This is a genomic window from bacterium, assembly GCA_039961635.1.
Lineage (GTDB): Bacteria > 4484-113 > 4484-113 > JAGGVC01 > JAGGVC01 > JABRWB01.
On the sequence record JABRWB010000058.1, the window covers coordinates 54622 to 80795 of the forward strand.

Consider the following 26174-nt stretch of genomic DNA (forward strand, 5'->3'; position numbering starts at 1 on the left):
TGCGGGCGCGGCGGAGGTTTGGCCGCCGCGTATCGCGGAGTGGAACGATGAAAGTCCTTCTTTCCTGGCTTAGGGAGTTTGTGGATTTCCGGCTGGAAGCGGCCGAGATCGCGCGCGGCCTGACGATGCAGGGCACCGAGGCCGAGGGCTTTACATGTTTCAGCGCGTATTTTACGGAAGGCTGCGTAGCCGCCAGGGTGCGGGCGGAAAAAGGCGAGGAGGACGAAGGGGTTTTCGGATACGAAATCGAAATTCCGGACGGGCGATTCCACGCGCGGTCGCGCGCGCGGCACATCCCCCCGGGATTCACGATTCTGGCGCGCGGCGGGGGCGGCCCGGGCGCGGTGTTTGAGATTCCGACGCTTGCCGAGCTGGGCCTGAATTCGCTGCGGTTCCCGCTGGTCATTCCCGATGCGCTCGGCTGGAACGGAGTGCGGGACGATGCGGTCTTGGAATTCGACACGTTGTCCAACCGCGGCGATCTGCTTTCGCATATAGGAATCGCGCGCGAAGTTTCGATTCTCACCGGCAATTCCTGGCGCGAACCCGCGGTGTTCGACGGCGCGGGCGCGACGGATGAAAAAATCGCGCGGCCGATAAGGCTTGACGCGCCCGATCTGTGCCCTCGCTACATCGGGATGGGATTTTCCGAGCTGCGCATCGCGGATTCGCCCGACTGGATGTGGTACCGGCTCGCTTCACTCGGCGTCAATCCGATTTCGAACATCGTGGACATCACGAATTACGTGCTGATGGAGTTGGGCCAGCCGCTTCACGCGTTCGATCCGGCGCGCCTCGACGGCGGGATTATCGTGCGGAGGGCGGCGGACGGCGAAAAGTTCACGGCAATAAATCACAACGAATACACGCTGGCGAAGGACAACCTGGTCATCGCCGACGAAAATAAAGCGGTCGCCATCGGCGGGGTGATGGGCGGCCTGGAAAGCGAGGTAACGGAAGAAACGCGCGAGCTGTTTTTGGAAAGCGCGTATTTCACGCCGGTCGGAATCAGGAAAACGTCCAAGCGCCTGGGGCTTATGAGCGATTCGTCGCTGCGGTTCGGGCGGGGGGTGGATCCGGAAGGCACGCTGCGCGGAGCGCTTCGGTTCGCATATCTTGCGCACGAACTCGGCGCGGGGCGATTCGTGCCCGGCAGTTTCAGGGACGCTGATGAAAGACGCGCGGAGCCGCAATCAATATCGTTTGCACTTTCCAAGGTCGAGAGCCTTCTCGGCCTGAAACTCGCCGAAAATAAAATCACGGGGCTGCTTGAATCAGCGGGATTCACGGTTTTTGGCAAGCCCCCGGTCGTTAGCGTGACGCCGCCGTCCTGGCGCGGCGATCTCGCGATCGCGGAGGACTTGGTCGAAGAAGTGCTTCGGCTGTACGGGTACTCTAAACTCGAACCATCAATGCCGACACTGCCGCTCGCCGCGGGGAGGTTCGAGGAATCGTTCGCCTGGGAGGCGCGGATTCGCGATATCTGCCGCTCGATGGGATTGCAGGAAATACGCACTTATTCGCTTGTCAATCCCTCGGTCGGGAAAAGGTGGCAGGGAAGGGCGGAAGGCGCACCAGCGGAGGATTGGTCGTATGTGGAGATCGCCAATCCGGACACGGCAGAAATGAGCGTGCTTCGGACTTCGCTCGCGCCCGGACTGGTCGAAGTCCTTACGCTCAACCGGCGCAAGCATTCGGAGCCGATTCCCGTTTTTTACGAGGTGGGGCGTGTGTACCGCACAGGCGAGCCTTCGGCGGATTATGCGTATTCCATTGATAGGAACGGGGCGAAGTATTTCGAGACACGGACGCTGGCGTTCATCGTAGGTGAAGATTCCGTCTCACCGGCGGCCGCCGGCCCCGAATTCGGGAATGTATCACCGCTTTTCGCCGCAAAAGGAATTGTGCGGCGTCTGGTGAATGAACTCGTGAGCGATGGTGGATTTGCCGGTGCCGGCCCTGAATGTCCGCGGTGGCTCGAGCGCGACAGATCCGTAGCCGTTCTCGCATCGGGAAAAACGGTCGGATATGTGGGAATACTCCGCAACGAGCTTGACGCGATGGAAGGCGCGCGCGGAAGGATCGCCATCGCGGAAATCAATTTGGACGCGTTGCGTGCGGCAAGGGCGGATTTCCGCAGGGTAATTTCGCCTTCGCAATTTCCCGCGATTTTGCGCGACTTGGCGCTCGTTGTTCCGCTCGAAACACCTGCTGCGGAGCTTCTTACGACAATCCGCGACGCGGCGGGGGGGAGTCTTGCGGATGCGTTCGTGTTCGATCAGTTCACCGGCAAGCGACTGGCGCCTCGGGAAATCGGCGGCAAAACGGTTCCAGTAAAAAACCTTGCGTTCTCGCTTCGTTTTCAGCGCGCGGACCGGACGTTGACGAACGACGAGGTGGACCGCGCGATCTTGTGCGTGCTTTCGTCGTCGTACGAAAAGCACGCGGCGGTCCTGCGCGACTACGAGCAGGTAAAAAGCGATTCGATTTTCGCCGATCCGGAGCTATGGGCAAAGGTGTTGGCGTTGTACCGCGCGTCCGCGCGCGAATAATTGTTCACAATCCCATGCAGGAGGTTTTGAAATGGCAGCAAGTGGAAGCAAGGGCAGGTATGCGACAAAGAATTCGCATTTGTACGGACGCGGATTCAATCTGAAGCGCAAAACCGCGGTCGAATTCTGGCAGTACGGATTCAGCGATTTGATGGCGAACATCAACCGCGGCGTCTTCGCCAAGTGGATGGTGGCGTCCATATTGGGCGTCAAGCCGTCGCCGCGCGACGTGTTGCGGGAGTTCGACTTCGTTTACGAAGCCAAATCCCGGCCCGTGTCGGTTTTCGTCAAGGCGTCGGCGGTGCTTCAGGTGTGGGGGCCGACCCGTCACTTCGAGTTCGACGGGATGAAACCCGACCGCTTAAAGAAGGACGGAATCACCTACACTGGAAAACGCTCTTTTTGGTCCGACCTGTACGTATTCGCCGTACAGATGCACGAATCGGAGAAAGGCTGGGACGCTTTCGATCTCGACCAGTGGCGGTTCTGGGTGCTTCGCGCCAAAGACCTCGCCGCGGCGGAAAAGGCATCCGGCGCGGGCGACATGGTCACGATCGCGCTTGGGCGCGTGCGCAAGCTGTACACGCCGCTCGCCCGGCGCTACAACTTGCCCGATCCGCTTGAAGCATCCGACCTCAAGGATGCGATAGAAGTGCTCGCGTCCCGTCTAAGGACGGGGTAGGGTTGTCCAAGCGGGAATCGGATGCAGAGTTGATGCGGCGATGCCTCGCGCTTGCGCGGCGCGGGCTGGGCTGGACGTCGCCAAATCCGCTGGTCGGATGCGTAATCGTGCGCGGCGGCGAGGTGCTTGCGGAGGGCGCGCATTTGGAGTTGGGCGGATTGCACGCGGAGCGCGCGGCGCTTCTTTCGCTGTCAAGCGCGGCGGATCGCGCGGCGGGAGTTATTACGCCGGGATGCGCCAAGGGCGCGGCGCTTTACTGCAATCTCGAACCGTGCTCGCACGAGGGGCGCCAGCCGCCTTGCGTGAACGCGATTATCGCCGCGGGAATTTCCGTGGTTGTCTGGGGCGCGGACGACGCGGATCCGCGCAGCGCGGGTTGCGCGCGCGCGATATTGGAAGCCGCGGGAATCGAAGTCGTTTCGGGAGTGCTGGAAGACGAATGCCGGGATTTGAACGACGCGTTTTACCACCGGCATTCGCAACCACAAGATCGGCCGGGAGCGAGACGCCGAGCTTTCGTAGCGATAAAGGCCGCGGTTTCCGCAGACGGCAGAATCGCGGGGCCGGGCGGCGCTCCGGCGCAGATCACGGGGCCGCAGGCGCGCGCGTACGCGCATGAGCTGCGCCAAAAGTACGATGCGATTCTGATCGGCGCGGGGACGCTGCGGATGGACGATCCGCTGCTCACGGTCAGGCCGGATGTGCTTGCAGCGGACGGAATCGAAATCGAGCGGCCGCGCGATCCGGCGGCGATTGTTGTCACAGCATCCGGTGACCTGCCGCCAGAGGCAAAGTTGTTTCGTGCGAAACGCGCGGGCAGAATCCGGGATTGCGAAACCGGTGATGCGCAGGTGATTGTCGCTGCACCGGACGACGCCGTGCTTCCGGAATTGCCGCCGCATGTATCCGTTTTACGTGTTGAGAGATTGGCGGCGGGCGGGTTTGACTGGCAATCTCTGTTTGAAAAGCTGCCGGAGATGGGGATTTACTCGGTGCTGGTCGAAGGCGGAGCGAAGGTCTGGAGCGCACTGTTGGAGCGGGAATTTTGGGATAGGCTGCTCGTTTTCAAGTCCGGCCTTGAAATTGGCGCGGGTGTACCGGTGCCGGAAATAGTTAACTCCCGACTTCGTGGGAATGCCTTAGAAGGCATTCAAAGGGACGAAATTAAACTTGGAAACGACGTCGCCTCGTTTTTTCGCAAGCGGCCATAGCCTTGGTCGAAAATCGTCTCCCTCTGGTATAAATACCCGGCCCATCCGGGCTCTTTTTGGAGGATTTTATGTCCAATCTGCCAAACATGACGCCTGAAAACGCCGACGAGATGCTGGCGACTACAAAGACGCTCGTTCTCGACTTCGGCGCAACCTGTTGCGGCCCTTGCAAGCGCATCGGCCCGATAGTCGAAAAGTTCGCAGCAGACCACGCGGACAAGGTGGACGCGGGATACGTGGACGTCGGCGCGCATCCGGCGCTGGCCCAGCGCTTCGGCGTGATGGGCGTCCCCACCGTGATTATCTTCAAGGCAGGCAAAGAGGAGAAGCGCTTTGGCGCCAACTTGAACCTTCAGATGCTCGAAGCCGTCCTAAGCTGAGGCGAAAATTATGGATTTGAACGCTCTTGGATCGTCCGTAAAGGATATGCTCATAACCGCCGGGCCGGTGCTCAAGTTCGCGCTGGCGCTTCTTGGCGGGATTTTGTCCAGTTTCACGCCTTGCGTGTTCCCGCTTCTGCCGATAACCGCGATAACCATCGGCGCGTCGAACACAAGCGGGACGCGCGGCCAGGCGTTCACGCTGAGCCTGACCTACGGAATCGGGCTTGCGATCGTTTACGCGATCCTGGGGCTTTTCGCGGGCGTAGTAGGCGCGTCGCTGGCCGCGGTCGCGAGCCACCCGATCGCGTACCTGCTTATCGCGCTGTTCTTCAGCTTCTTCGCGCTGATGATGTTCGACATCTACACGATGCCGGTTCCGAACGCGCTGATCTCGGCCAGTGCGAACGCGCAGCAGAAGCGGGGATATTTCGCGGTCGCGCTGACAGGCGGGCTTTCGGGGCTTATCGCGGCGCCGTGCCTCGGGCCGGTCGTGCTGTTCATCCTCACTTACATCGCCAAGGAAGGCAATCCGGTCACCGGATTTTTCATGATGCTGCTTTATGCGTTCGGTGTAGCGTTCCTTCCGATGATCGTCGGGACGTTCGCCGGAGTCGCGTCGAGCCTGCAGAAAAAACAAGGCGCGTGGATGACCGCGGTAAAGCACGTTTTCGGCTGGGCTTTCGTGCTTTTCGCGTTGTTCTACTCGTTCAAAGCGGGGCAGAATTTCGGCGGGTTGCCTTCAGCGTTGCCGGTGAATGCGTCTTCGGGTAGGCAAGCGCAGTCGCAAGTGAATAATGCCGCCGCGGAAGCGGAGTCGCAGCTTCTAGGCAAGGTGGTGTCCGTGGCGGAAGGCGACGTTCCGGCAAAGCCCGGGGACGCTCCAATCGACTTCGAATATTCCTACCGCGGCGAAACGAAAAAATTCTCGGATACTTTCGTTCCGGGCAAGGTGACCCTGCTAACGTTTTGGAGCACGAACTGCGCGATCTGCATCGAGGAAATGCCGCACCTTCTTGAGGTTTACAACAAGTACAAGGATCGCGGATTCGTCGTGCTCAGCGTCAACACCAAGACCAATGAAACCCGGGCCACCGTCGAGAGGTTCATTTCGTCGCACGATATGCCTTATCCGATCGTGTTTGACGAGAATCACGAAATCTGGAAAGCGTATGACTTGTTCGGAACGCCCACAAATATTTTGGTTGACGGCTCGGGCAAAATAATTTACATCGATGCTCCGCTGCCACAGGACATGGAAGGCCTAATAGAAAAGTCGCTTTCCGGGGCTTGATTAGCCCTGGATGGATTTGTCGGACATCATCTGGGAAATCACCCTGTTGACCTCGGTGCGCAGACTGGGCTCCTGGAGGTAGTCTGCAATATGCTCCGCCTTTGCACGCTTGAGATATCCCGGAAGCCGGAACAGCTCGAGAACTTCCTTCGGATTCGCGTTCGCTTCGGCGATGTCTTTGAGTCCGCCGAATGCGACCTGATCGGCTATCCGGCAGGAGAAGTAAGTTACCGCAAGGCCTGCAAAATCTTTAGCTCCGGAATCCGATGCGTTGCAAGCGAGCGGCAAGAGACTGGTTTGAATCGCATCTTTGACCGCCGCCGGCAGTTTCCAGAATGAAGCAAGAGAAGAGCCGACTATCGCTGCGTTGAAACCCAGATAATCCTGCTCCGCGAAGGTGCGCTGGAGCAGGCCCGGTTTTTCCAAGTAAATGTCGCCCCATTCCGGCCTGTTTGCAAGTATCGAGAGGTTTCCGAGATAAGACATAAGCGATCTCGTGGCGAGTGCCGCGCTGTCATCCATATCCAGATGCTTCGCCAGCCTGAAGGCCAGCGCGCTGGCCACGAACGACGCCATCCAGAACTTGTGATACGCGGGATGCAGGTTCCCCCTGTCGCCCTTGAACGAAACCTCCATCGCCTGCCTTAACGCGATGTCCTTAACGTAATTGAATCCGAGGTAAATGACCGCGCGCTGGACGCTGTTCACTTCGCTTCGCAGACCGAAAAACGGCGAGTTTACCGTTTGAATTAGCTTTGCGCCGAGCACCGGATCCCCGCCCGCGAGCTTGGAGAACTCCTTCGCGTCGTAAGTGCCCAGCGTCAGATGCTGGAAAATCTCGTAAAGCAGTGAAGGCGGACGCGGGCTGTTCTTGTGGAATGTTTCAATTTCCGCCATCTTGTCCGCCGAAAGGTCGGTTTCCGTTATCAGCTTGAGCGATGCAAGTTCGGGAGGGATGACGGCATCTTCCGGTTCAATCTCGGGCTCTTCGTCGTCAACCGCGGGCTGAGGCTCCGGCGCCGCCGAGGTTGCCGCCGGTTCCGCTACGGGAGTGGCCACCGCCTGGCGCTTTTCCTCCTGAACCGATTTGGGAATGGAAGAGGATTTGAAACCGGTGGATGCAGGCTGTGCTTTTCGTTTGGAAAGCGCAATTAGTATGCTCACAAAAATTGCCAGGACAACTACCAATGCCACAAAAACAGGCAGAGTCATACGAAACCCCCGTGAAGGCGGCAAAGTTCGTTGCAGAAAATTTTGTCTGGGCGCTCGTCTCGCCCGGCCGATTTTAGCATATCGCGGCTATCCGGCGGACTCCGCCTGACGAACCTCCGACGAGGCCTGCGCCGCTCCGCGCTTTACGATTTTCGCCAGGGCGATGCTGATCAGCTTGGCGCGGCTGGAATGCGCCCTGCTGACCAAAATCACCGGAGTTATGCCTCCCACAACCAAGCCGATCATATCCATATGGCAATAGTGGAGGACCATCTTGACCGCGATGTTGCAGGAATCGGTGTTGGGGAATAGAAGAATGTCAACCGCGCCCGCGCAAGGACTTGAGATTCCTTTGTGCCTGGCCGATTCCTCGTCCAGGAATACGTCCACTCCGAAGGGGCCGTCCATTATCGTGTCAGGCCACCTTCCCGCCTTGTACATTTCCATCAGTTTCCTTGCATCGTTAAGGCTGGAAATGTTCTGGCCTTTGTCTTCCATCAGAGCGGGAAGGCCTATCCTTGGACATTCCAGCCCCAAAGAGCGCGCCACTTGGATGGCGTTGTCCAGAATTGCGGCTTTTTTTGAAACATCGGGATCCGTAACCATCCCGCCGTCGGTGCAAATCAAAAGCCTGTTTTGGCTGTAGTTTTCGATGATCGCGACGTGCGAGAGCAGCCTTTCCACACCGCCTTCCCCGGCATCCCGCCTTAAAACCGCTTTAAGAAGCGTATTCGTGGGCACGTTTCCTTTCAGAACCGAGTCAGCCGCGCCGCTTTTCACCGCATCAACGGCGGCTGCGCAAGGATCGTCTGACGCCACTATCTCGGACCATTGCGGCGGCGAAGACGCGTTTTCCAGCGCAACGCCGATCGCTTCAGGATTTCCGAACAAAAGCGCGCGCCCCAGCCCTTCGTCTTCGGCCAGCCTGACCGCATCGATTACCATCGGGTCGTCCGCGCCTGCCACCGCAATCCTACTCGCCGGCAGGTCACGAGCTGCGAGCAATACCCCGTCTAAAGTCCTGATCATCGGTTTTCCTTTCGGCGTTTGTTACGCTTCATCCAAGCTGATTTTAGCATCAATTTCCCCTGCAAGCGCTTTTGCACTGCTTGATACAAATTAACGCGGACGGCAATACCGCGCCGCGAAACAACCCTGCTATGTTTTTTGTTGGTTCGGGCTAACGCACTTCGAACGGAATCCTGGCAAATTCGACATCATTAAGCGATACTGCAGCCTCGTATTTGCCGGCGGGCAGGTCTCCCGTGCCGGGTTTAAGGTTGAAGGCCAGCTGGCGTGTTCCCCAAGTAGTGAGCTCTGCAGGAATAATTAGCGTAGAGTCGGAGCTGCCGTCCGCGCCCAAAAAATACCAATCAACCCTTACTTTGGTGCCTTCCGGTGCGCTTGTTAAAAGCATGGTCAAATAGATTACTTCCGCGTCGCGTGGAAAAACGTCTTTAGTTTCCTTGGGAGCCTGTGTCAGCCCGTAAACGCTCGACGCAGTGGCGAACTGGGAAAGGATCGGCACTTCCGCAGCGTCCGGCGGCTCCTCGATGTTGTAGATGCGGTGGAGGAACTCCTTTCGTTCCTTTTCGGTGGGCGGCGGGGGAAGCTCCCCGGCGATTCGGAAATAAACCGAGGTCTGCGGCGTGCCGTCCAGCGCGACTTCCACTTTGTAATCTCCAACCTCGCTGTCTCCGGCGTTCCGGTTCAGCCTGATTGTATATCTGCCCTTTTTGTTTATTTTTTGGCTGGATTCATGCACGATCGTGTTTTTCGCGACGTAATACCAGTGCGTGTTCATCGTGGTTTCGGCCGTAATCTTGTCGAATTCCACAACCAGAATCACGGGTTCGTCGTCGGGCACGAAGTAAAGCCTGCTTTCGTTTTCCACCGAGTTGTGCGCTTCGCCCGTCACGTAAACAGTGGAAATCCTTGCGGCGATGTTGCAGCTCCTCCCCGCCCATACGAGCAAAACCGCGACAGCGATGACCGAAAGCACGGATATCGAAACGACTTTGGGCTCGAACTTGAAATCCATCGCGGGGATTATAACCCGCAAGCGGCCGGCGGCGAAAGGTGTTAAACTCCGGTATCCTTTTGTGGAAGGTGGTTAAGTTGCGTTACCTGACTTACGCGCTTTGCGCGTTTTTTGTGATATCGGTGCTTGGGGCGCCCAGCTGCTCGGGCAAAATCACCCCCGAAGGCCAGAGCGCGGCCGAAAGCGAGGTTACCGTCCCCGGGCTCGCCGAATCGCTCGAAGTCAAAGACAGAACGATCAAGGTCGCCGTGTTGGCGGCGATAAAATCCGACGTGGAGCTGCTTCAGAACAACATCGAAGTCGAGGTGACGAACGGTCTTGTCACCCTGACCGGCGTGGTGCCGACCGAGGAAATGAAGAAGCGAGCCGAGAAATACGCAAGGGAAACCGAGGCCGTGAAAGACGTCCTGAACAAGATCGAAGTGGACGAAAGCCTGAAGGACAAGCGCTTTTCAATTGATGATGCTTAGGCGGTTCCGATGGGAAATGTAAAAACCGATTCGGAAAATCCCGTTCGCGGTCCGGAACCGCCGGACAAATCCGGGCAAGGCTCGATTGGTCCGAATGAAGTTGCGCGCACACTTCCGCCGGGAGCACTGCTTTCGGCGGTGCTTTTCAGCGCCGGCGCCACCGTAGAGCTTTCAAGGCTAAGAGATTTTTTCGGGTTTTCGGATGCGCAGCTGAGCGCCGCTCTTGACGAGTCGAAGGAATGTCTCAAATCGTCCGGACTGACGATTATCGAAGTCGCGGGCGGAGTGAAAATGGTCACCGTGCCGGAGGCGTATGAAACCATCGAAGCATTCTTTCAAAGAACGAAGCAAACGGGATTATCCAAAGCCGCGCTCGAAACCGTGTCGGTTATCGCGTACAAACAGCCGTGCACCCGCACGGACGTGGAGGAAATCCGAGGAGTCAACTGCGAAGGGGTAATAAAGGGACTTCTCGAAAAGCGTCTGATCAAGGTAAAGGAACGCACAGAAGGGCCGGGGCGTCCGTTCAGCTATGTCACTACGGACAGGTTTTTGGAAATATTCGGGCTGAAATCGTTGAAAGACCTGCCCAAAGTCGAACTTCAGGGGGAAGGGAGCTCCAAAGAAGCTTGAATCAACGGGGGAGCCGCCTGCGAAGCGCCGAAGCCCGGACTGCGGCCATTCTAACCGCGTTCGTCGAAATCCTGCGCAATCCCGCGATCGCGCGGGCCGCGCGGACGGAGCGGATGGGCATTGCGAACCTGCGTACGGTGAATTTCCTTTCGTCTATTTGCGCCTGAAAAGCCAGAAAATCCGCGGCGCATTTTCGCCAGGACATTTCGAGCGCAAATTCCCTGCACGCGCTTCCGCGTATTAAAAGCGCGCGCCGGACTGCCGCTTCCAGATCGTTGTCCAAAGCTCCGGTCGCGCCATCAGAGATAAGATCCATCGGGCCCGGCACCGGAAACGCCGCAACCGGTGTTCCCGATGCCAGCGCTTCCAGCAGCACGATGCCGTAGGTGTCGGTTCGGCTCGGGAAAACAAAAACGTCGGACGCGGCGTAATACTCGGCAAGCTCCTCGTCGGCTTTGTAGCCGGTGAATACGGCATTCGGATACTCGCTTTCAAGCCTGACGCGCTCGGGGCCGTCGCCGACGACTATTTTTGTGCCTGGCAAATCAAGATCCAGGAACGCCTCGATGTTTTTTTCGACCGCGACGCGCCCCACATACAGCATGACGGGCCGAGGCCAATCCGGAACTATTTTTTCGTAGCGCTCGCGCGGCTTGAATAGGTTCGTGTCAACGCCGCGTTCCCATAGTACGATGTTGCGGAATCCCCTCGACTCCAGCACCTGCTTGATCGACGCGGTCGGCACGAGCACCTTGGCCGCCTTCGAATGGAACCAGCGGAAGTACGAGTACGAAACGCGCAGCGGCACCGGGTACCTCTGGCGGATGTATTCCGGGAATCTCGTGTGATAAGCCGTAGTGAACGGGATGCCGCGCTTGACGCAGTACCGCCTGGCGGCAAGCCCCACGGTCACTTCGGACGCGATGTGAATCGCGTCGGGCCGGAACGCGTCCAACGCGCGCGAGATTTCGCGGAACGGAAACACCGCAAGCTCTACTTCAGGGTAGGACGGGCAGTGAAAATGCCGGTGCGCGAAGTCCGGGCCGATAACCTTCACTTCGTGCCCCATCGCTTCGAGCTGCTCCTTGACGTTGACGAGCGTGGTCACAACCCCGCTCACCTGGGGCAGCCAGCCGTCCGTTACGATCGCGATTCGCATGATTGCGACTTGCCGTATCCTTCGGGCCCGCTGAAAACCGGGCCGGCGGAGTTGATTATACTCCGCGAGCTTGTGAAACCTTGCACCGGAGCCTCGAAGCGGCTCATTCAAGCGTGCGAAAGTATAATCCCGCCCGGTTGTCAGGAGATTCATTTTGAGCGAGCAAACCAAAAAGCGCGGACGCGCCGGCGCGGTGTTGCTTTGGGTAATCGCAGTATTAATCACCCTCGCGTCAGCCGCGTATCAGCGATTGACCGGCCCGACTCATCCAAAACGCGGCGAATTCGAATTGGGCAAAACGAAATACTCGTATTCTTTGCCGAGGAGCCATGCGGGCGCGTCGGGAGCGACCATTTCGATTCCCGATCCGGGCGATGGGTGTACCGCCGAGCTTGAATACAAGCGGTTCAAAACGCAGGACGCGCCGCTTGCCATGCCTATGCAGATTTCCGAGAAAAACGGCAGGCGGATATTCATCGGCGGACTTCCTCACCAGCCTCCCGCGGGCAAGCTGGAATACTCGGTTATTTTGACGACGCCGGAAGGCACATTCAAAATTCCCGAAAGCGGCCCCGTTGTCATCCGGTTCCGCGGCGACGTACCCGCCTGGGCGATGATCCCGCACATCCTGCTCATGTTCCTCGCGATGCTGTTTTCGACGCGCACCGCGCTTGAATTGCTGAATCCCTCCGGGCGCATCCGGCGTCTCGCGTGGTATACGCTCGTCGCGATCACGCTTGGCGGGATGATCTTCGGCCCCATCGTGCAGTACTATTCGTTCGGCGAATGGTGGACGGGCGCGCCGCTCGGCTGGGACTTGACCGACAACAAAACGCTGATCGCGTTCATCGGCTGGGTGAGCGCGTGCTGGACGCTGGGCAAGCGCGGGATTCCGCCAAGCCGCGCCGCGCGATGGCATACGCTTGTTTCCGCGGTGCTGATGTTCGTGATATTCATGATTCCGCACAGCATGCTCGGAAGCGAGCTGGATTACGCAAAGGTGGACGCGGGGGCGAATCCCGCGGGCGCAATCGGCCACGGGCGGTAGTTTGTCGCGTGGAGAAAACAACGAACCATGATCCGCGGGATTCAGCCCGCGCAGGCGCGGCATAAATGCCGCGGTTCATGGGATTGTGGGTTCATAGGATTTTGGCTGACGGAACGGATACTTCGATAAACCTTCCCTTGCATACGGCAAGCAGCGAGCCGTCGGACTTTTTGCGCACGTCGCATTCCATTTCATGCACCTTGCCGCGGGCGGCGGTACGGCGGCTGGTGAAAACCAGCGGCTCTCCCAGCGGCGCGGGCGCCTTGAACCGCGTCGATAACTCCGCGGTCGCGGTGTACACGCCGAATCCGCGAAACAGGTGGTTGTTCATCAGGTCGTCGGCGATCGTCGCGATCAGCCCTCCGTGCAGGATTCCGGCGAAGCCCTGGTGGTGCGCCGCGGCGGTGAATTCGGTCGCGCAGGTGCCGTCCTCCCGTACATCGAAGGACAGCGCGAGTCCGAGCGGGTTCTTCTGCCCGCAGGCGAAACAGAAATCGTCGTCGATGAAGGCGGTGCGTTGGGTGGGCATGGGGTGCTCCTTGGAAGGCGAGGAGATTATAGCTGCAGCCATAGGGCCAAATAAGGTAAAATGCTGCGGGTACAAAGTTGATGAGCACGGTTGCAACAATTTCGGAAAGGATTGCCGCCAACCGCGACGAGATTCTGCGCATTGCATCAAAGCATGGAGTCGGGAGAATTCGTGTATTCGGCTCGGCAGCTCGCGGCACCGACGGCCCGGAAAGCGACGCGGATTTCATCGTGATGCCCGGGCCCGCCCACATTCCCTGGTTTCCCGGAGGCTTGGTGGCCGACCTGGAAGATCTGCTTGGATGTCGTGTGGATGTTGTGCTCGAAAGCGCCCCCGACAGCCCGGAAAAACGCCGAATTCTCGAAATGGCGGTGGAGATATGAAACACTCCGAAATAAATCGAATTTGTGACGAAGTCCTGGAGAGGCGCGAGGAAATCCTGCGCCTCGCGGAAAAGCACGGAGCGGAAAACGTGCGCGTTTTCGGCAGCGCCGCCCGCGGCGAACTCGGGCCGGAGAGCGACATCGATTTCCTGATTGCCGAAGGCGACGGCAAAACGCAGCTTTTTCCCTGCGGATTAATCGTCGATCTTGAAAGGCTGTTTGGAAGGAAGATAGACGTGGTACAGGAAGATGCGCTTGATGAAATTCTAGAAAGAAGCATCCTGGCAGAGGCGGTGGAGATATGAGCATTTCGATAGCACGTGTACTTGTAGACGAAAGTGAAATTCAGGAGGCCTACAAGATTTACGACAAGGCTGTGAACGGGTGCGGGGAGAAGGTGAAGAATCGGATTGGGCATCCAGGTGGAGTAACAGACGTTTCTGTTGCATGGCACCCTGACCAGAAATTCTGGTCATTCTTCGATGCTCACCGATGTGAAAATAGATTCTGGTGCTGCTTCGGAATTGACAATCCGAAGCACAAATTCGATTTGGACATTTCCTGCGAGATTAACATCCCGTTCAAAGGCATAAACCGGCGAATTGCGGGCGTTTTTGCCAAGACGACATTCGGAAACATTGCCTTGCTTCATAGCGGCAAACTTGGTGGCGGAAGGGCCGGAATCGGACGCGAAGCGTTTTTGGATTACTACGAAGACGCTGTTTTGGTGGATGTGAATTGGCCGGATGGAGTCTTCTCAGATTTGATCTTCGTCGGCGAGCTGCAAAGTGAGGAATTTCTGGCTAAGCTTTGCCGCTTTGTAGCAAAGGCAGCCAAGTTTAAGGACTGGGCTGTGGGGAAATCAAGGTCGAGATAATTCTAGCCCCAGTTTGGAGGGAGTCAAAATTGTCCGATATTCAGTTATCCGATTTCCGGGATATTTTGTGGGATTCAGTTTTCGCTGCCGACGACGAACCTACATGCGACAGCATTTGGCGGCCTTTAAAAAAAGCCGCTGACAATGCGGAAATGGAAGGAAAGTTGCATTTGGCAAACGCATATCTTCTTCTGTCTCGCTTGGCAACAATGATGTTGAATGCTGGTTTACAAGATGCGCCATTTACGCCAATGGCTATTTTGGAAGATGGAAGACGAGGCATGATTCCGGAGGATTTAGACGAAAACCAACTCGCCATTCTTAACGAACTTTCAACTTCAATACCCAACTCAGATATGAGGGCGAGGGTGGCTGATGTCCTTTGGATAAGAAAGCGCGATATAGCGTCGGCTAAGCTGGCAATTGAGTCATATATAGAGTCAGCCTCAATAATCGAACACTCCAGTTGGCCAGCAAAATTTACAGACCGTCTTGAAAGAGCGCTACGACTGGCTATGTCAATTTCAAAGGGCAATTCAGATTACATAAACAAGGTGGTCGCTGCAATTGAAGAAACTATTGACAGGCAGTGCAATCAAGACTGGCATCTTAATCTTCGTTGCAAAAATATTATTGAGGATTTATCAAGGCTGCTTCTGGAATTCAAAATTGGAGATCCGAAAAAACATATAGCCATTTTGGAGAAACTTGTTTCGTTTTGTGAGGGCGTCCCAAATTCCACAATGGCGGACAAGGTGCTTGGTTTAGTAGCTGGATGGCAGATTTTGAATGGTAATGAACAGGGCAAGACGGAGGCGCTAGTTAGAGCCGCGGACTGCCTATTTGGCGACGCAGCTCGATGTGCTGCAGGTGACAATCCCAATAAATCGCGCGCGCTTAGCTTGCGGAAAAGGCGGTTGATAGGCTTAGGGAGGCGAACGTACCGGTCGATCAAGTAAAGCAGATAAAAATCCAAATAGTGAATTGGCAGCGCGAAATTGCCAAGGAAATAGAGGCGAATCCAATAGTTATCGAAGGTCGAATTACTTTGCCTAGAGAAGTATTTGAAAAATCTGCGGATTCGGTAAAAGGAATGAGCCAAATGGATGCCTTATTATCTCTTGTTTCTTTGCCTTTGCCGAATCAAGAGCCAATAGAGCATTCGCAAGATATTGGGCTTTTTCGTTCGTTGGCTTCGACGGATTACTTCGATAAAGCGCATCGGCTTGTCGCTAAAGTACCGGCAAAAATGTCGACAAAAGAGGGCGACAGAATTAAGGCGCAGCGCGCTGAACTGAATCAAGATAACCGCATTGGATATTGCCTGTTTGTCGAAATTAGCTTGAAACCAAGGCTTTGTGTAATTAAATTAGAACACCGAAAAAGAATGAGAATAGGAGTGATTAGGCGTGCATTGAGGGATTCCAAGAGAATTCCCCAAGCAAGAACTGAGCTATTTGCACGCGGATTGTTGGAGGGATTGAAGGGAGAGTGGGCCACATCGCTTCATTTGCTTATACCACAGACGGAAAACCTAATTCGCGAAGCTATGCGTGAGTGCGGCGTTGAAACCATAAAGGTTAAGGAGGATGGGCATCACGAGGAAATGGACTTGAATGAACTGCTTTTCAGGCCAGAATTGGGCCGGTTATTTGGGGCTCATTTTATCTCTGAGCTACGCAGCTTGCTTGTTGAACGAACGGGAATGAATTTAAGGAACAAAGTTTGCCATGGACTTATGGATTCGGATGAATTTGAAGATCAAAGTTGCATTTATTTATGGTGGTTAATACTCAAGCTTCTTTTGGAAAAGCCCCAGTTGGACATACCTTCGACATAGATATTTTGTATGCATTAAACACAGGGCGGAAGCCCATTTGAGTCTCCGCCCTGATCAAACGCTCGATATTGCGACCTGTGCCTGCCCAGCTCCTACCTCAGCAAACTTATCCCGTGCTTGCTGCAGATTTGGTGAAGCTGCTCCGGCCATACCGTCACGCTGCACTCGCCCAGCGCGGCCTTGCGCAGCAGGTACTGGTACACGCGGCTCTGGCCGATCCCGCCGCCGATGGACAGCGGAATCTCGTCGTTCAGGATCATCTTGTGGTAGGGCAGCTCCAGGAAATGCTCCTGGCCTGAAATCTTGAGCTGCTGCACCAGCGTATCCTTGGTCACGCGGATGCCCATGCTCGAAAGCTCGTGGCGGCGCCTCGTGACCGGATTCCAGACAAGGATGTCGCCGTTCAGCCCGTGGTACTGCTTGCCGTTTTTCACGACGGTCGGCGTTATCCAATCGTCGTAATCAGCGGCGCGCATCTCGTGCGGATAGCCGTCGTCCAGCACCGAGCCGATTCCGATTATGAAGATGGCGGGGTATTTCTGGATGACTTCAGTCTCGCGCTGCTTGCGCGGCAGGTCGGGGTACATCGCAAGGATTTCCTCGGCATGCAGGAAAGTCAGCTCTTCCGGGAAATCCGGGAATCGGCCCGCGAGCTTGGGGAACAGCTTCATCGCGTACATCCCAGCTCCGCGAATGACCTTCCAAAGCTTTTTGACCACCATTTTAAGGAAGTCCAGGTTGCGATCCTCGGCGGTGATGACGCGCTCCCAGTCCCACTGATCGACATAGCTGGAATGGTCGTGGTCGAGGAAATAGTCCTTGCGCACGGCGCGCATATCGGTGTAGATTCCTTCTCCCACTTCGCATCCGAACTGCTTGAGGGCGAACCTCTTCCATTTCGTAGCCGCCTGGACGATTTGGGCGTCTATCTTCTTTTCAAGGCCGAGGCCGCACTGGAAGTCTATGGGCGTGCGGCTGCCGTCGCGGTCCAGGTAGTCGTTCATTCCGCATTCCTTCGTGAGGATTAACGGACATTCGACTCGGAACAAGTTCAGTTCTTCGCAAAGCCCGTGCTCGATGTACTCCTTGATCGCGGCTATTGCTTTCTGCGTGTCCTTGGGGTCGAGAATCGGGTCGTAATCGTCCGGAAGGATTGCGTCCACCGCTTCGTAGGTGCTGATGCCCGGCCCGGCGAGGTCCGCGCGCTTGTCTCCAACTGCTGACATGTGTTTTCTCCTGTTTGATTTGGGATTAACCACCGGACATTATTCACAACGAAGGGGCGAATCGGCAAATTCAAAAAGCTTGTTACAAAGATGCCAATCGTGGAGGCTTAACCTGCGGCTCTGCAGATCCAAACACATGGCGAAAGAGTAGTTGTATTATTTCCGCGTTCGTTTCGCCGGAGGAGCAAATGAATCCTGTTCGAACTTGCGCGTTTTTAATCGTATTCGCAGCCGCCATGTCCGCGGGGATGCTCGACGCGGAAGAGACCCCGTTCTCGTTTTCCACTTTCGCGTTTCTTTCGGGCGAATGGTCGGACGGCGAAGGCGATATTGTCCGGGCCGCCGAGTTTCTGGGAGAAGGCTCCCTGCGATTCGATGTATCCGGCAAATCGCCTTCGGGAGCCGATTACATTGAAGTTTGGATCGCCGGCTTCGACCCCAGGGGAATCCTTTACCTTGACGTGTACAGTCCGGGCGGGTGGCGTACGGCAATGGAAGGAAAAATGATAGTGCCGGCCAAGGTTTGGGCGTTCGAGTCCGCACCCGATCCGTCCGGAAACATGGAAAGGCGTGTATTCACGCGGCTTGGCCCGGACGAGTTCGCGTTAAAAAGCGAGGTAATGGAAGCCGGCGGAGACGCGATTTTGACCATCGAAAAGCGGTTCCGCAAAAATTCCGCGGAACTGGTACCCCCTGTCCAGGAAGGGCAAACCGGAACTTGAAGTCAATTTCATGTGCATCCTGGAAGGCTCGTTGTCCTGAATTGATGCGGGTTCCCGCAAACAAGACATATGTATGCGGTTAAATAGTTTACATTGTACGAATTGTTCGTTTGTTACAAATTTGATTAGAACCTCCGCCATATGCGCACCGAATTATCGTTTTCGCGCTTGTCGTGGTATAATAGGCTGACTGCGGCGCCGGCCTGCCGGCGATGCATTTGCCCCGTCTCTTGACATTTGGCCAAAGCGGGGTAAAATGACTCAAGTTTGCAGTTGGCTTTGGAGAAGAGGTTTGCAGCTCGCATCGCCTCCTCCAACAGCGTAAGTCCAAACTAAAGGAGAAGGGAAGATGAGATTTGGTTTTCTGGCAGTATTGATGGCGGCTGCTCTTCTTGCGACGAGCTGCTGGGGCGGCGGCGGACGGTACCTGTGGGAAACTCCCCCGGGAGCCGGCTGGCTGCCACTTGTTGAATGGTCATGGACCGGAATGATCGACCTTACCATGGACGGCGACGGCAATTCGTACTATCACGGCTCCGACAGCATCGGCGTCGAGGATGATAGTTCGGGTGCCGCGGCCATTCTTCCTAACGACACGTACGTTACGACGAATGGCATGTCCCCCACCTGGATCAACTTCGGCGTCGGCCCGCTTGATACTGCGCCGGCGAACGCAAGCTATCCGGGCTACTACAAGATCGGCGGATGCCAGGTTACGGTCGATACTTCGCTGGGTTCCTTCGGCACCGTATTCAGCAAGAACCTGACCATCGTTCTCCCGCTTTACCGTCAGTTCACTGCGGGCGGCGGCGTAACGGTTTTCATGTGGGACGGTGACTCGTGGGAGCGTTTCGCGGGCGCCAGCCAGTTCAACGAGACCGTTGACACGGGCGGCTGGACGGTCACGATCCGCTACAACAGGGGCGGCCAGTTTATGGTCGGCCTGCCGAGCACTCACGCCCAGGGAACCGGCGGCACCCAGTAATTTCCGGTTCAACTAGGCAGAATTTTATTCGAGGGGCGGCGCCTAAGGCGTCGTCCCTCGTGCCGTCAAATGCGTTTTCCCTGCCAATAAGATTCCTCGCCCCTTTTTTTATCTTGCGGCTTGCCCGCCTGTTGGCTTATTGTGCGCGTCATTAGCGCTATTAAAAAGCTGTTCCGTTGATTCGGCCTGTTGTGCCCGCTGCGAACGAAACAGATCAATTGGGCAGCAATCCATCCGGCAATTACCGCTTTTACTTAAACTTCTTGAATCGGCCAAAAGCGGTTATCCTACACATCTTTATATTGTGAAAACACTTCACATCCGCCCGTTTTTATGCTAGTATAATTACGCTTTCAGCTGGTAAGTCCAGTGCCTTCAGGCACTTTTGCTTTTGGAGCATTTTCGTATGGCTGTGTCGAAGAAAGGTCAGAAAAACCATGCCGGCGCCCCGAACAATTCGGGCGGCGCCGACTTTGATTTGGGCGGCAACCCGGAGGCCGATACAGCGCAGGATGCGGCACCTTCGGCCGATGTCGAAGTTGTGGAAGGAGACTACGGAGCCGATCAGATCCAGGTTCTCAAGGGTTTGGCGGGAGTGCGCCACAGGCCGGCGATGTACATCGGCTCCACCGGCGAGGCCGGCCTTCACCATCTCGTATACGAAATCGTGGACAACGCCATTGACGAGGTTATGGCGGGCCATGCCAAGAATATCACGGTCGAGATACTCACAGACCGCGGAATCCGGGTTACCGACGACGGCCGCGGCATTCCCGTTGACGTTATGGAGAGCGAGGGCAAAAGCGCTCTCGAAGTAATCCTTACCACGCTTCACGCGGGCGGAAAGTTCGGCGGCGGCGCCTATAAAGTATCGGGCGGGCTGCACGGAGTCGGCGCCAGCGTCGTAAACGCGCTGTCCCAAAAATATATAACCGAAGTACATCGCGACGGAGTTATTACGCGCATCGTTTGCGAACGCGGCGAGGTTACGGAGCCTGTCAAGGTCAGCGGCAAAACAAGAAAGCGCGGCACCGTTGTCACGTTTTGGCCGGATCCGGATGTTTTCGAGACTACGGATTTCAAATTCCCCATTCTTGAAGAGCGGCTTAGGGAGCTTGCTTTTTTGAATGCCGGCCTGAAAATCGATTTGATCGATCACCGCGACGGCGAGAAAGCGTCTTTCAAGGCGGTTGGAGGTCTGGGCGAATTCGTCAAGTGGCTCAACCGCAACCGGGAAACGATGCACAAACCGGTGATGTTCGAGCACAAGATAAATTCGACCCGCATCGAAGTGTCGCTGCAATTCACTACGGGTTACAACGAGCGCATTTTGGGCTTCGCCAACAATATTTTTACCAAGGACGGCGGTACGCACATCGTCGGCTTCAAAACCGCGCTCACGCGCGTAGTGAACAACTACGCCAAGAAAAACGACCTCTACAAAGCGAACGAAGAAGTGCCGTCCGGCGACGACGTGCGAGAGGGCGTGACGGCGGTTGTCAGCGTCTGGCTGGAGCATCCGCAGTTCGAGGGCCAAACGAAATCACAGCTCGGCAACACGGACGTTCAGGGCATGGTGGAAGTGGCGGTGGGTGAGCACCTTTCCGCTTATTTCGACGAAAATCCGCCAATCGCAAAAAAAATCGTAGCCAAGGCGCAGGCTTCCTGCCGCGCGCGGCTTGCGGCGAAGCGGGCGCGCGACATCGCACGCAAGAAAGCCGGATTCGACAGCTCGCTTCCCGGCAAACTGGCCGACTGCGCGGAGCGCGACAACCATCGCACGGAGCTTTTCATCGTGGAGGGAGACAGCGCGGCAGGCCCCGCCAAGAATGGACGCGACCGCAACTTCCAGGCGATTCTGCCGATCCGCGGCAAGATTTTGAACGTGGAAAAGGCGGGCGACGCGAAGATGCTCAACAACGCGCTGATCCGCGATCTCATCACCGCGATCGGAACGAATATCGGCCAGAACTTCGACCTCGAAAACCGCAGGTACGACAAGACGATCATACTCACCGACGCGGACGTGGACGGCAGCCATATCCAAATTCTGCTGCTCACGTTTTTCTTCAATCATATGCGGGAACTCATCGAGGCGGGACATGTTTTCATCGCGAAGAATCCGCTGTATTGCGTAAAAAAAGGGCAGAAGCGCTTCTACGTTATGAACGACGCCGAATTGAAAGAACTTCTCAAGGAAATCGGCGAAAAGGGCGCGGAAATCACCAGATTCAAAGGTCTGGGCGAAATGAATGCCGACCAGCTTTGGGAGACGACAATGAATCCGGAGTCGAGAACGCTGCTCAAGGTGACGATCGACGATGCCGCTCATGCGGAAACCGTATTCACCAACCTGATGGGCAACGAAGTCGCGCCGCGAAAGAAGTTCATCACCGACTACGCCCGCGAAGTGAAAAATTTGGACATTTAGCCGCTTTCAAGCGGACAGGAACCAATGGCAAGACAAGAAAACATCGGCGAAACCCTAAGGAAACCGATCCTTGTACCGATTTCGAAGCAGGTCGAGGAATGTTTCATCGATTACTCGATGAGCGTGATCATAGGCCGCGCAATCCCGGACGTGCGCGACGGACTCAAGCCCGTCCATCGGCGCATTCTTTACGGAATGATGACGGGCGGATACTTGTCAGACCGGAAGACGCGCAAATGCGCAAAGATTTGCGGCGACATCGTCGGCAAGTACCACCCGCACGGAGACGCGGCGGTGTACGACTCGCTGGTGCGGCTGGCGCAGCCATTCAGCCTGCGCTATCCGCTCGTCGAGGGGCAGGGCAACTTCGGCTCGATTGACGGCGACCCGCCCGCCGCGATGCGATACACCGAGGCCAAATTAAGCCCTCTGGGCGAGTACCTGCTTGCGGACATCCGCAAAAACACCGTTGAATTCGACGCTACATACGACGGCGAGGAGCAGGAGCCGAAAGTTCTTCCCGCCGGGCTGCCGGTCCTTCTCATGAACGGCACGGAGGGCATCGCGGTCGGAATGGCCACGCGTATCCCGCCGCACAATTTGCGGGAACTCGGCGCGGCTGTCGCTGCGGTCGTGGATAATCCCGACATCGCCCCGGAAGCATTGCTCAAACATGTGCAGGGTCCGGACTTTCCCGGCGGCGGGCTGATTCTCGGCCGCTCGGGCATAGAGGAAGCTTATAAAACCGGCCGCGGCACGATAACAATGCGGGGCCGCGCGGAGGTGGAACAGGATTCCAAAGGCCGCTACCGCATCGTAATCAACGAAATTCCCTATCAGGTCAACAAGGCCCAGATGGTGGAAAAGATCGCGGAGCTAGTTCGCGACAAAAAAATCGAACACGTAAGGGATATCCGCGACGAAAGCGATCGCAACGGAATCCGCGTTGTAATCGAACTGATGCAGCAGGCCAACGCGCAGGTCGTGATCAACCGGCTGTACAAGTATTCGCCTCTTGAAACTTCGTACAGCATCATCATGCTTTGCATAGACGACGGCGTACCCAGACTCCTTTCTCTTAAAGAAGTATTGGATCGCTTCATCAACCACCGCAGGGAAGTCATCAGACGCAGGAGCGAGTTTGAACTCGAGCGCGCAGTCGAGCGCAAGCACATTTTGGAAGGCCTGAAAGTCGCGCTCGACAACCTCGACGAAGTTATCGAGATAATCCGAGGAAGCAAGAATCCGTCCGAAGCAAAGGCAAAGTTGATGGAGGAATTCGAACTTTCCGAAATCCAGTCGCAGGCGATTTTGGACATGCGCCTGGCGCACCTGACGTCGCTTGAAGTAGAAAAGGTGCTGGCGGAACTTGCAGAGCTGCTTAAATTGATCGAATATCTGGAGGATCTTCTTGCGCATCCGAAAAAGATCGACGGCGTGCTGAAGAAGGAGCTTGCCGAGGCCGTGGAGAAATTCGGCGACGCCCGCCGAACGATAATAACCAGCGATTCGGGCGAAATAGACGAAGAAGACTTAATTAAGCGCGAGGCCGTGGTGGTCACGGTCAGCCGCGACGGTTACATCAAGCGAGTTCCGCTATCCACTTACCGCGCGCAGGGGCGCGGCGGCAAGGGACTGATCGGTGCGACGACCAAAACCGGCGACGTCGTAAATCTGCTTACAACGGCCGAGACACACGACACGCTGCTCTGTTTCACAAGCCGCGGCATAGTGCATTCGCTCAAGGTGTACCGCGTCCCCGCTTTCGACCGAAGCGCGCGCGGAATCCCGGTGATAAATCTGATTTCGATAGCTCAAGGCGAAACCGTCACAGCGCTTGTCAACCTGGCGGATTACTCGCATCCCTATTTATTTATGTGCACCAAAATGGGTATTGCGAAAAAGGTCGAGATCGATGAATTCAAAAACATCCGCTCGACGGGCAAGCGCGCAATCCTTCTGGAGGATAACGACGAGCTGCTGTTCGTGCTTCCCACCACCGGCCAGGATCAGCTCGCTATAACCAGCCGCGCGGGAATGACGGTTATTTTCAACGAGGATGAAGTGCGCGCGATGGGCACCGCCGCCAAGGGCGTCATCGGCATCCGTCTCGGAGCCGAGGATGACTGGGTTGTCGGATGCGACAAGCTCTCCGACGAGGACTTCCTGCTTGTCGCAAGCGAGCACGGCTACGGCAAGCGCAGCAAGGTTGAGTTGTTCCGCAAGACGCACCGCGGCGCGAAGGGCGTCATATCGCTTAAGGTGACCGATAAAACGGGGCCGGTAATCGCCGCGCGGCGAACCGACGACGGCGACGACATCTTGATAATCACGGAGCGCGGCCAGATGATCCGTCAGCAGGTGTCCAAGATCAACGTATACGGCCGCTCCGCGCAGGGCGTGCGTCTTATTACACTTTCCGAGGGGGACAAAGTGTCCGATGTCGCGGTCGTTTCCCAAACAGGAGACGAGCTTCCGATGGAAAACGGCAACGGCGAGTAACCCCGGCAACAACGGAGCGGGAATTTGGAGAGACCATTTTCAAGCGGACCGTTAAGGGGAGTAACGCCCAATCTGGTGAAGCTGGGCGTCGTTTCGTTTTTGGCGGACGTTTCGAGCGAGATGCTCTATCCGGTGATTCCGCTGTTTATGACGGTCACGCTCGGCGCGCCGGTCGCGCTTTTGGGAGTGATCGAGGGAATCGCGGAAGGGACATCCAGCCTGCTCAAATATTTTTCGGGGCGATGGTCGGACAGGGCGGGCAAGCGCCGTTCGTTCGTCATCGCGGGTTACTTCGCAAGCGCGCTTGGCCGGATTCTGCTAGCGCTTTCCTACATATGGCCGGCCGCTCTTTTGGCCCGGACAGTGGACAGGTTCGGAAAGGGGCTGCGCACGAGTCCGCGGGACGCGCTTATCTCGGATTCGGTTCCACCTGAATACAAGGGGAAAGCGTTCGGTATCCATCGTGCGATGGACACGATGGGAGCCATTATCGGCCCGCTAATCGCGCTAGCGCTGATTTCGGCGGCGGACGATAATTTGCGGCTCGTACTCTGGCTCGCCGTGCTTCCGGGGATCGCCGCGGCGTTTTTTCTTTTTTTGGTCAGGGAAATCGGGCCTTCCGGTAAAGCGCCGGAAGCGGGCATTCGATTCCATGATCTGCCGCGCGCGTTTCGCGCGTACCTGGTCCCGGTCGGAATTTTCGCGCTTGTCAATTCGAGCGATATGTTTCTTTTGCTCAAGGCGAAGGACGCCGGGTTCTCTGCCGCGGGAGTAATCCTTCTGTATATTTCATATAACGTGATTTACGCGGCGGGCAGCCCGTTTTTGGGACGACTTTCCGACCGCGTGGGCCGCAAATCTGTTCTCGTCGGCGGGATGGTTGTATTCGCGCTGGTTTACACCGGATTCGCGCTTGCGAACGCGCCGTGGCACCTGTGGGCGCTTTTCGCCGTTTACGGGCTGTATATTTCCGCGACGGAAGTCGTCGGCAAGGCATTCGCGGCAGACTTGGTTCCCAGCGCGCTGCGCGGCAGCGCGATGGGCGCATTGGGATTGATTTCCGGAATCGGCGCGATTTTCGCAAGCGCAATAGGAGGAGCGCTGTGGACCGCGGTCGCGCCCTGGGCGACCTTCGCGTACGGCGCGGCGGGCGCAACAACGGCTGCGCTTTTGATTTCTCGACTGGGCCTGTATTTGCCTGAGAAAAAATCCGCATAATGGTGGTTTGCACATATTCGGCTTTATACTATTGCAATGGGCGGCGATGCACTTGATGGTTTCGGAGCCTGGCTCAAATTGAGCCGCAGCATGGCGCTTAATACCGTCAAGGCTTACATAAGAGACATATCGTTGGCCGCGCGCTGGGCGAAGGATGGCAAGCTTGCATCCGGGCCGGAAGACCTGACGCTCGCGCTCATCCGCAGGTACATCGCCGGCTTGATTTCGGGGGGCGTGTCGCGCCGCAGCGTGGCCCGTAAAATCGCGGCATTCCGCGCATTCGGGGAGTATCTTGTGGAGTCCGGCTTGTCCGAAACCAATCCGGCGCTCGCGCTGCGCGTTCCAAAACAGGAGCGCCCGCTGCCGCCGTACGTTTCGAAAGAAACGATAGGCGAGGCGCTGTCGGTGTACGGCCCCGAATCGAAATCCCGCGTTCCGACCGAGCTTGAGCAGCTGAAGGCGTTCATGCCGTTTGCGGACGAGCTGCTTCAGGACGAGCCGGGGACGGCAGGCGAATCCGGCCTTCCTCCGTCGCTGGATTCCAAAACGCCGGTCGGAATGCGCAACCATGTTTTGTTCGAGCTGATTTATTCGTCCGGGCTGCGCATCGGCGAATGCGTTTCATTGAACGTAGCCGACATACATCTGCATCACCGCCAGATGACCGTAATCGGAAAAGGCGGCAAGCCGCGCATCTGCGTATTCGGAAGGCGCGCGGCGAACCTGCTTTTTTCGTACCTGGCGCGAGGCGGGGCGCGGGAGTTGCTTTTGTCCAACAC

25 protein-coding genes are annotated in these 26174 nt (G+C 56.7%); 19 read left to right on the forward strand and 6 right to left on the reverse strand.

Going from position 1 to position 26174, the window contains the following annotated elements; translation table 11 throughout:
* Positions 1-47 precede the first annotated feature (47 nt).
* The 5 genes from pheT to HRF49_09320 all read left to right on the forward strand — a co-directional run bounded on the left by pheT (position 48) and on the right by HRF49_09320 (position 6119).
* Positions 48-2552: a phenylalanine--tRNA ligase subunit beta gene (gene pheT, locus HRF49_09300; GenBank protein MEP0814842.1), complete on the forward strand. Its 2505-nt coding sequence runs from the start codon at positions 48-50 to the stop codon at positions 2550-2552.
* A gap of 31 nt (positions 2553-2583) precedes the next feature.
* Positions 2584-3234, forward strand: a complete 651-nt coding sequence (locus HRF49_09305; GenBank protein MEP0814843.1) for a hypothetical protein — start codon at positions 2584-2586, stop codon at positions 3232-3234.
* 2 nt (positions 3235-3236) lie between these two features.
* The gene (ribD, locus tag HRF49_09310) at positions 3237-4445 is read left to right on the forward strand and encodes a bifunctional diaminohydroxyphosphoribosylaminopyrimidine deaminase/5-amino-6-(5-phosphoribosylamino)uracil reductase RibD (protein ID MEP0814844.1); all 1209 of its coding nucleotides are present in this window, start codon (positions 3237-3239) and stop codon (positions 4443-4445) included.
* A gap of 68 nt (positions 4446-4513) precedes the next feature.
* Entirely contained in the window at positions 4514-4825 is a 312-nt protein-coding gene (locus HRF49_09315) for a thioredoxin family protein (GenBank protein MEP0814845.1), read from the forward strand.
* 10 nt (positions 4826-4835) lie between these two features.
* Positions 4836-6119, forward strand: coding sequence for a redoxin domain-containing protein (locus HRF49_09320; GenBank protein MEP0814846.1), 1284 nt, complete (start codon positions 4836-4838; stop codon positions 6117-6119).
* Here HRF49_09320 and HRF49_09325 read toward each other — a convergent pair whose 3' ends face one another.
* The 3 genes from HRF49_09325 to HRF49_09335 form a co-directional block, all read right to left on the reverse strand.
* Positions 6120-7283: an HDOD domain-containing protein gene (locus HRF49_09325; GenBank protein MEP0814847.1), complete on the reverse strand. Its 1164-nt coding sequence runs from the start codon at positions 7281-7283 to the stop codon at positions 6120-6122. It abuts the gene before it with no gap.
* Between the two features lie 135 nt (positions 7284-7418).
* The gene (locus HRF49_09330) at positions 7419-8360 is read right to left on the reverse strand and encodes a phosphate butyryltransferase (protein MEP0814848.1); all 942 of its coding nucleotides are present in this window, start codon (positions 8358-8360) and stop codon (positions 7419-7421) included.
* A 151-nt stretch (positions 8361-8511) separates the two neighbouring features.
* On the reverse strand, positions 8512-9372 hold the full coding sequence (locus HRF49_09335; protein MEP0814849.1) for a hypothetical protein: 861 nt from the start codon (positions 9370-9372) through the stop codon (positions 8512-8514).
* Between the two features lie 38 nt (positions 9373-9410).
* On the opposite strand from HRF49_09335, the gene HRF49_09340 reads away from it, so the two are divergent.
* Both HRF49_09340 and scpB read left to right on the forward strand, forming a co-directional pair.
* Positions 9411-9842, forward strand: coding sequence for a BON domain-containing protein (locus HRF49_09340; protein ID MEP0814850.1), 432 nt, complete (start codon positions 9411-9413; stop codon positions 9840-9842).
* Between the two features lie 9 nt (positions 9843-9851).
* Positions 9852-10475, forward strand: coding sequence for an SMC-Scp complex subunit ScpB (gene scpB, locus HRF49_09345; protein MEP0814851.1), 624 nt, complete (start codon positions 9852-9854; stop codon positions 10473-10475).
* A 1-nt stretch (position 10476) separates the two neighbouring features.
* On the opposite strand, the gene HRF49_09350 is transcribed toward scpB, so the two are convergent.
* Positions 10477-11634: a glycosyltransferase family 1 protein gene (locus HRF49_09350; protein ID MEP0814852.1), complete on the reverse strand. Its 1158-nt coding sequence runs from the start codon at positions 11632-11634 to the stop codon at positions 10477-10479.
* Between the two features lie 154 nt (positions 11635-11788).
* Between HRF49_09350 and HRF49_09355 the strand changes: the two genes are divergently transcribed.
* Positions 11789-12682, forward strand: a complete 894-nt coding sequence (locus HRF49_09355; protein MEP0814853.1) for a hypothetical protein — start codon at positions 11789-11791, stop codon at positions 12680-12682.
* A 91-nt stretch (positions 12683-12773) separates the two neighbouring features.
* On the opposite strand, the gene HRF49_09360 is transcribed toward HRF49_09355, so the two are convergent.
* Positions 12774-13211: a PaaI family thioesterase gene (locus HRF49_09360; GenBank protein MEP0814854.1), complete on the reverse strand. Its 438-nt coding sequence runs from the start codon at positions 13209-13211 to the stop codon at positions 12774-12776.
* Between the two features lie 80 nt (positions 13212-13291).
* Here HRF49_09360 and HRF49_09365 point away from each other — a divergent pair, with 80 nt between their 5' ends.
* From HRF49_09365 to HRF49_09385, 5 genes are read left to right on the forward strand one after another with little or no spacing between them, the layout of a single operon-like run.
* A complete protein-coding gene (locus HRF49_09365; GenBank protein MEP0814855.1) occupies positions 13292-13594 on the forward strand; it encodes a nucleotidyltransferase domain-containing protein in 303 nt (100 codons plus the stop codon).
* On the forward strand, positions 13591-13899 hold the full coding sequence (locus HRF49_09370; protein ID MEP0814856.1) for a nucleotidyltransferase domain-containing protein: 309 nt from the start codon (positions 13591-13593) through the stop codon (positions 13897-13899). The genes HRF49_09365 and HRF49_09370 overlap by 4 nt, the downstream gene beginning before the upstream one ends.
* Positions 13896-14471 carry a hypothetical protein gene (locus HRF49_09375; protein ID MEP0814857.1) on the forward strand — a complete coding sequence of 192 codons (576 nt, stop codon included), beginning with the start codon at positions 13896-13898 and terminating at the stop codon, positions 14469-14471. The genes HRF49_09370 and HRF49_09375 overlap by 4 nt, the downstream gene beginning before the upstream one ends.
* 29 nt (positions 14472-14500) lie before the next feature.
* The gene (locus HRF49_09380) at positions 14501-15430 is read left to right on the forward strand and encodes a hypothetical protein (protein ID MEP0814858.1); all 930 of its coding nucleotides are present in this window, start codon (positions 14501-14503) and stop codon (positions 15428-15430) included.
* A gap of 20 nt (positions 15431-15450) precedes the next feature.
* Positions 15451-16311 carry a DUF4209 domain-containing protein gene (locus HRF49_09385; protein ID MEP0814859.1) on the forward strand — a complete coding sequence of 287 codons (861 nt, stop codon included), beginning with the start codon at positions 15451-15453 and terminating at the stop codon, positions 16309-16311.
* 92 nt (positions 16312-16403) lie between these two features.
* Here HRF49_09385 and HRF49_09390 read toward each other — a convergent pair whose 3' ends face one another.
* Positions 16404-17537 (reverse strand): aspartate--ammonia ligase, encoded by a 1134-nt coding sequence (locus tag HRF49_09390; protein MEP0814860.1) that lies wholly within the window; start codon positions 17535-17537, stop codon positions 16404-16406.
* Between the two features lie 188 nt (positions 17538-17725).
* Here HRF49_09390 and HRF49_09395 point away from each other — a divergent pair, with 188 nt between their 5' ends.
* The 6 genes from HRF49_09395 to HRF49_09420 all read left to right on the forward strand — a co-directional run.
* Entirely contained in the window at positions 17726-18259 is a 534-nt protein-coding gene (locus tag HRF49_09395; protein MEP0814861.1) for a hypothetical protein, read from the forward strand.
* Between the two features lie 349 nt (positions 18260-18608).
* A complete protein-coding gene (locus HRF49_09400; GenBank protein MEP0814862.1) occupies positions 18609-19244 on the forward strand; it encodes a hypothetical protein in 636 nt (211 codons plus the stop codon).
* A gap of 406 nt (positions 19245-19650) precedes the next feature.
* Positions 19651-21675 carry a type IIA DNA topoisomerase subunit B gene (locus HRF49_09405; GenBank protein MEP0814863.1) on the forward strand — a complete coding sequence of 675 codons (2025 nt, stop codon included), beginning with the start codon at positions 19651-19653 and terminating at the stop codon, positions 21673-21675.
* Positions 21676-21699: 24 nt separating this feature from the next.
* Positions 21700-24177, forward strand: a complete 2478-nt coding sequence (gene gyrA / locus HRF49_09410) for a DNA gyrase subunit A (protein ID MEP0814864.1) — start codon at positions 21700-21702, stop codon at positions 24175-24177.
* Positions 24178-24201: 24 nt separating this feature from the next.
* Positions 24202-25395 carry an MFS transporter gene (locus HRF49_09415; GenBank protein ID MEP0814865.1) on the forward strand — a complete coding sequence of 398 codons (1194 nt, stop codon included), beginning with the start codon at positions 24202-24204 and terminating at the stop codon, positions 25393-25395.
* 36 nt (positions 25396-25431) lie between these two features.
* On the forward strand, positions 25432-26174 hold a 743-nt coding region (locus HRF49_09420; protein ID MEP0814866.1), incomplete at its 3' end, for a site-specific integrase.

What these genes read in the sequence shown, in the direction of transcription:
- HRF49_09335 (MEP0814849.1), bottom strand. Translation starts at nt 9,372, where the DNA reads ATGGATTTCAAGTTCGAGCCCAAAGTCGTTTCGATATCCGTGCTTTCG.
- gyrA (MEP0814864.1), top strand. Translation starts at nt 21,700, where the DNA reads ATGGCAAGACAAGAAAACATCGGCGAAACCCTAAGGAAACCGATCCTT.
- HRF49_09365 (MEP0814855.1), top strand. Translation starts at nt 13,292, where the DNA reads ATGAGCACGGTTGCAACAATTTCGGAAAGGATTGCCGCCAACCGCGAC.
- pheT (MEP0814842.1), top strand. Translation starts at nt 48, where the DNA reads ATGAAAGTCCTTCTTTCCTGGCTTAGGGAGTTTGTGGATTTCCGGCTG.
- HRF49_09370 (MEP0814856.1), top strand. Translation starts at nt 13,591, where the DNA reads ATGAAACACTCCGAAATAAATCGAATTTGTGACGAAGTCCTGGAGAGG.
- HRF49_09375 (MEP0814857.1), top strand. Translation starts at nt 13,896, where the DNA reads ATGAGCATTTCGATAGCACGTGTACTTGTAGACGAAAGTGAAATTCAG.
- HRF49_09330 (MEP0814848.1), bottom strand. Translation starts at nt 8,360, where the DNA reads ATGATCAGGACTTTAGACGGGGTATTGCTCGCAGCTCGTGACCTGCCG.
- HRF49_09320 (MEP0814846.1), top strand. Translation starts at nt 4,836, where the DNA reads ATGGATTTGAACGCTCTTGGATCGTCCGTAAAGGATATGCTCATAACC.
- scpB (MEP0814851.1), top strand. Translation starts at nt 9,852, where the DNA reads ATGGGAAATGTAAAAACCGATTCGGAAAATCCCGTTCGCGGTCCGGAA.
- HRF49_09395 (MEP0814861.1), top strand. Translation starts at nt 17,726, where the DNA reads ATGAATCCTGTTCGAACTTGCGCGTTTTTAATCGTATTCGCAGCCGCC.
- HRF49_09400 (MEP0814862.1), top strand. Translation starts at nt 18,609, where the DNA reads ATGAGATTTGGTTTTCTGGCAGTATTGATGGCGGCTGCTCTTCTTGCG.
- HRF49_09360 (MEP0814854.1), bottom strand. Translation starts at nt 13,211, where the DNA reads ATGCCCACCCAACGCACCGCCTTCATCGACGACGATTTCTGTTTCGCC.
- HRF49_09405 (MEP0814863.1), top strand. Translation starts at nt 19,651, where the DNA reads ATGGCTGTGTCGAAGAAAGGTCAGAAAAACCATGCCGGCGCCCCGAAC.
- HRF49_09305 (MEP0814843.1), top strand. Translation starts at nt 2,584, where the DNA reads ATGGCAGCAAGTGGAAGCAAGGGCAGGTATGCGACAAAGAATTCGCAT.
- HRF49_09390 (MEP0814860.1), bottom strand. Translation starts at nt 17,537, where the DNA reads ATGTCAGCAGTTGGAGACAAGCGCGCGGACCTCGCCGGGCCGGGCATC.
- HRF49_09350 (MEP0814852.1), bottom strand. Translation starts at nt 11,634, where the DNA reads ATGCGAATCGCGATCGTAACGGACGGCTGGCTGCCCCAGGTGAGCGGG.
- HRF49_09315 (MEP0814845.1), top strand. Translation starts at nt 4,514, where the DNA reads ATGTCCAATCTGCCAAACATGACGCCTGAAAACGCCGACGAGATGCTG.